This is a genomic window from Moorena sp. SIO3B2 (assembly GCF_010692525.1).
GTDB classification, from domain to species: domain Bacteria; phylum Cyanobacteriota; class Cyanobacteriia; order Cyanobacteriales; family Coleofasciculaceae; genus Moorena; species Moorena producens.
Genome location: NZ_JAAHHE010000444.1, coordinates 1 through 4,391, shown reverse-complemented (window position 1 = coordinate 4,391; position 4,391 = coordinate 1). Strand labels below are relative to the sequence as shown.

Sequence of the window (4,391 nt, the reverse complement as noted above, 5' to 3'; positions counted from 1 at the left end):
AATTTCAAATTGTTGAGAGCAACCGTGAGTTAGTGGATGCAGAGTTATTGCAGGTAATGGCACAAGTAGCAGAACAACTTAGAGCAGAGGGCAAGCAAAACCGTGCTGAGGTTTTACTGGGTCTGAGGAGTGAGCTGTTAGAAATCCTGGGAATCTCAGAAACCCCTACCTCAGCTAATCATTCATGCCAAGACTATCTGGAATTTTTGACAGAGGTATTGCTGGCAACTGACAACAGCGATAGCAACCCCAAAGTAGTCTATCCACTCCTGGGAGCCAACCTAGACAAACTGGATGATAACTTTATTGATATCCTGGAAACCTGGGCAAGTGCTAAACTCTCAGAAGCTGAAGCAGAATACATCGCTAGAGTTATTTGGGAATTTAGCAACCTGATCCAGCAGTGTCCTCTAGGCAATAAAGCCAATAACATCGAAATCGCCATTGCTGGTTACAAACAGGTGCTAAAGGTCTTTACCCGTGAGAGTAAGCGGCAAAGTTGGGCAGCGATTCAAACCAACCTGGGGGAAGCCTACAGAAACAGAATCCGTGGCGACAGGGCTGAGAATCTTGAAATTGCCATTACCCAATACCAACGAGCATTGTCAGTTTACACCAAATCAGATTTCCCTATCTATTGGGCAATGACTCAAATCAACCTAGGCGATGCCTACAGAAACAGAATCCACGACCACAGGGCTGAGAATCTGGAAAAAGCTATTGCCCGATACCAACTAGCCTCGTCAGTTTACACTCAATCAGACTTCCCCATTGAGTGGGCACAGACTCAAACTAACCTGGGCAATGCCTACAGTGACAGAATCCGTGGGGACAGGGCAGAGAATCTTGAACTTGCCATTGAAGCATTCCAACGAGCTTTGTCAGTTTACACCCAAGAAGACTTCCCCATGGAGTGGGTACAGACTCAAACTAACCTGGGCAATGCCTACAGTGACAGAATCCGTGGGGACAGGGCTAAAAATCTAGAACTTGCTATTGAAGCATTCCAACAAGCTTCGTCCGTTCGCACCACACAAGACTTTCCCATGGCTTGGGCAATGACTCAAAGCAACCCTCAAAACAACCTTGGTCTGCCCATAATGACAGAATCCGTGGTGATAGGCAAGAGAATCTGAAAAAAGCGATTGTTGCATACCAACTAGCGTTAATGCTTACTATCGCTTTATTACCCACTCCCGACTCCCTACTCCCGATTCCCTAATCCCTATTTCTTTTTAAGAGAAACTAATGATGGGACAAAAGCAGAGAGTCGTAGATGAATTATCTTGGCTTGATTAAACAAGCCATCTTTGATTAAGTGAGGCAGAGCCTGAGGTCTGACATTGTAAATATTGTTGTCTATGACCTTTACTTTGCCTCCTTCTTGCTCGAAGAAACCCGATTGTAATAACTGGTTGAAATAGTACTGGTCACCAAAATGTCCTGCTCTCATATCTGAGTCATCTTGTTCTGACATCAGAGTAATCCAGCCATCAATCATTTTAGTAATGAATTGGCATTTTTTTAAGGCGAATACTCCTGTATTAATGTGTTTATGTGATTTATAGCCAATAAATTTATAGGGTTGTTTACTATAGTCAACATTAGGTTCTTTTGCTATACATAAATAACAGTCATCAAGAAACACAAAAATATCGGAAATATCCCCAATTACCAAGGTATCTGTATCCATAAATAAGGTTTTTTCGTAAGGACTCATTTTCAAGATATCTGCTTTGAGTTTATGAGGATTTTTGTTTCTTTTTAAAGGATAGACTGTACAGCCATCTAACTCCCCAATGGCGCAATCGGTAAATAGGGATATCGGGATGGTAGGATTGGATTTCTTGAAAAATTTATAAGCATTAAGAAATTCTCGTTTAAATTTTTCCCCAATCGCTAAATAAATTACACCACAGTCGTGGCTTGAGGACATCAAGTCATTCTTTTGACTAGGGTTTTCCTGGAAACCTTTACTATGGTTTTTACTATGGTGTTTATACAGACCTTCTAATAAAGCCTCGCCAAAATTATCCTCTGACCACTGGAAGTTAGGGTTAAGGGACATCCCTAAGCGATACTCAGCTACTGCTTCAGCTGCCATGGCTTTTCGGGCTAGGGCTTTGGCTAAGGTGATATGATACTGATGGTGATCAGGGTTGAGGTCAATGGCTTTACGGTAAAATGCGATCGCAGCTTCGAGATGACCTTGTTTCTCCAAGACTTCCCCCAAGTTGTGATGAGACGAAGATATCTTGGGGTTAAGCCCAATCCCACGACGGTAAGCGATAATAGCTTGGTCAAGCTGACTATTTTCTGTGTAAGCTTCCCCTAATTTATGCTGAAAGCCGCAGAAGTATTGTGCCTTTTCTGGTATTGCCAGTAAATCAATTCTCTCAGTGTTGAGGCTGGTCTTTGGTTGTATTGGTTGTAACTCGTAATCATGTCGCCTCAGAAAATCGTAAATCTGATGTCGATTCCCGAGGGTTCGTTTAAATACTTGCTCATTAATCTCAATCACCATCCGAGGTTGATGTTGATATATCGTCTCTTCAGCTCCTTTGAGGGCTTTTAACTCCCAACCTTCTACATCAAACTTGATCAAGTCTAGCTGGGTAAACTCAAAGGAATCTAATCGAACAGCTCGAATGGTTTGTGAGTTATCGGAATAGGAGCAAAAACTCTCTCCTGTGTTTGGTCTAATCACCAAATTCAGGGTTTCTTCTTGGTCTGAAAGGGCATAGTTATAGGATTCTGCCCCTGGTACATTTAATTTGAGACATTCATAAGCTTCTGGCAGGGGTTCAAATGCTAACACTCGACCAGTTATCCCAACTTTATTCAGGTAAGCAATGGTGTGATCGCCAATGTTGGCACCAACATCTATGGCAACACCACCCCTTGGTATATGAGGTAAAATCCCCCTCAACAGTGATTGATCGTGATCTAAGCGTCCTACTTTTGGTATTAATTGAGTCCTATAGGTGTCATTTTCAATTAATGCAATACCATTCCAAAATTTGATTGCCATAGTTAAGTTTTAAAGGGAACAGGGAATAGGGAGCAGGGAGTAGGGAGTAGGGAGTAGGGAAAAGGGAGCAGGGAGTAGGGAGTAGGGAGTAGGGAAAAGGGAAAAAATCCTGGGCTTTTCTAGAGTAGTTATGATATAGCGTTTTTATCTGGGTTGTAAACACACTTCTTGCCTTCAAACTTTAGCATGTATGCCTCTTGCCTCTTGCCTTCAAACTTTTCCCTATTCCCTGTTCCCTGTTCCCTATTCCCTGTTCCCTGTTCCCTATTCCCTATTCCCTATTCCCTATTCCCTATAATCCTCAAGAGAATTCTCTCATTTTAAGCCAAAAGGAAGCGCCTCCTTTATTAACACCAGTCATTTCCGGGGATTGCCAAAGGGATGACATTATGGCTTTTAAGTATGGATCGTACCCGATGAAAGCGTTTGGCAAAATAATATCAAATTTACTACCTTCTGCCAAGAGGTAGGCGGCTAATACATACTGTTCAGAATAATGACGCTTTTCCCATTTTTGAGGATAATCATAGGGTAAAAATATATTATGAAATACTACAATAACCCCAGGCTTCAACTTGTAAAAAATATCTAAAAATATTACTGTAGCATCGGAATTCATAAATATTCGATGGGAATTATCTACAAATAATATATCCCCAGATTCCAGTTGATCAAAAATAGCAATATCGACAGTTTCTACGGGCTTTCGAATCACTTCATCACAGATTAAATCAACTTCTGCTCTCGGCTGAGGATCGATAGATATAATCTTAGTGTTTAGCCCACCATCCTTAATCGCTCGCCTAGCGAATTTTGTAGAGTTTCCTGACCCAACTTCAAAATAGAGTTTAGGCTTATTCAAGCGTATAATACTATAAAGGGAGACGGCATCAAGACCAGGGAGCCAGGGATTGAATAATGATGGCTCTGGGGATTGCTCTTTTATGGCTTTATTGGCGAATTTCAGCAGATTTTCCTGGTATTGCAAAAAGCTATTGAGATAAGTTTTGTAAGTGTCTCTACCTCGATTAATTATTTCATACAGCTTGGGATGAGGAGGCTTACCATGCCCATATCTCGATTTTTGATTTATGGGATAATCGAAATATAGGAATGTGCCTTTATAGGATTTTTCAGTTTTCATTTTTAATAGCAGTTATCAATTTGGTGAGGTAGTTTTGTCTTGGGGAGTCGGGAGTCGGGAGTCGGGAGTCGGGAGTCGGGAGTCGGGAGTCGGGAGTCGGGAGTCGGGCGTCGGGAGTCGGGAGTCGGGAGTCGGGAGCCGGGAGTCGGGAGTCGGGAGTCGAGAGTCGGGAGTCGGGAGTCGAGAGCAGGTCGGAAGGCGAGGAAGTTACGAGTA

Annotated in this window: 4 protein-coding genes and 1 pseudogene; 1 reads left to right on the top strand and 4 read right to left on the bottom strand. The window is 42.4% G+C overall.

Annotated elements, in window-relative coordinates:
* Positions 1-1,136: tetratricopeptide repeat protein (locus F6K38_RS35750; protein WP_287359795.1), on the top strand; the 1,136-nt coding region annotated here is incomplete at its 5' end.
* A gap of 89 nt (positions 1,137-1,225) precedes the next feature.
* On the opposite strand, the gene F6K38_RS35745 is transcribed toward F6K38_RS35750, so the two are convergent.
* The 4 genes and pseudogenes from F6K38_RS35745 to F6K38_RS35730 form a co-directional block, all read right to left on the bottom strand.
* Entirely contained in the window at positions 1,226-3,031 is a 1,806-nt protein-coding gene (locus F6K38_RS35745; protein ID WP_287256081.1) for an FkbM family methyltransferase, read from the bottom strand.
* A complete protein-coding gene (locus tag F6K38_RS35740; RefSeq protein ID WP_131827189.1) occupies positions 2,994-3,194 on the bottom strand; it encodes a hypothetical protein in 201 nt (66 codons plus the stop codon). The genes F6K38_RS35745 and F6K38_RS35740 overlap by 38 nt, the downstream gene beginning before the upstream one ends.
* A gap of 138 nt (positions 3,195-3,332) precedes the next feature.
* Entirely contained in the window at positions 3,333-4,175 is an 843-nt protein-coding gene (locus F6K38_RS35735) for a class I SAM-dependent methyltransferase (RefSeq protein WP_008181867.1), read from the bottom strand.
* A gap of 2 nt (positions 4,176-4,177) precedes the next feature.
* Positions 4,178-4,391, bottom strand: a pseudogene (locus tag F6K38_RS35730) (hypothetical protein); the annotation flags it as partial.

Bases quoted from the DNA above. Each gene is read 5' to 3' on its own strand.
- F6K38_RS35745 (WP_287256081.1), bottom strand. From the start codon at position 3,031: ATGGCAATCAAATTTTGGAATGGTATTGCATTAATTGAAAATGACACC.
- F6K38_RS35735 (WP_008181867.1), bottom strand. From the start codon at position 4,175: ATGAAAACTGAAAAATCCTATAAAGGCACATTCCTATATTTCGATTAT.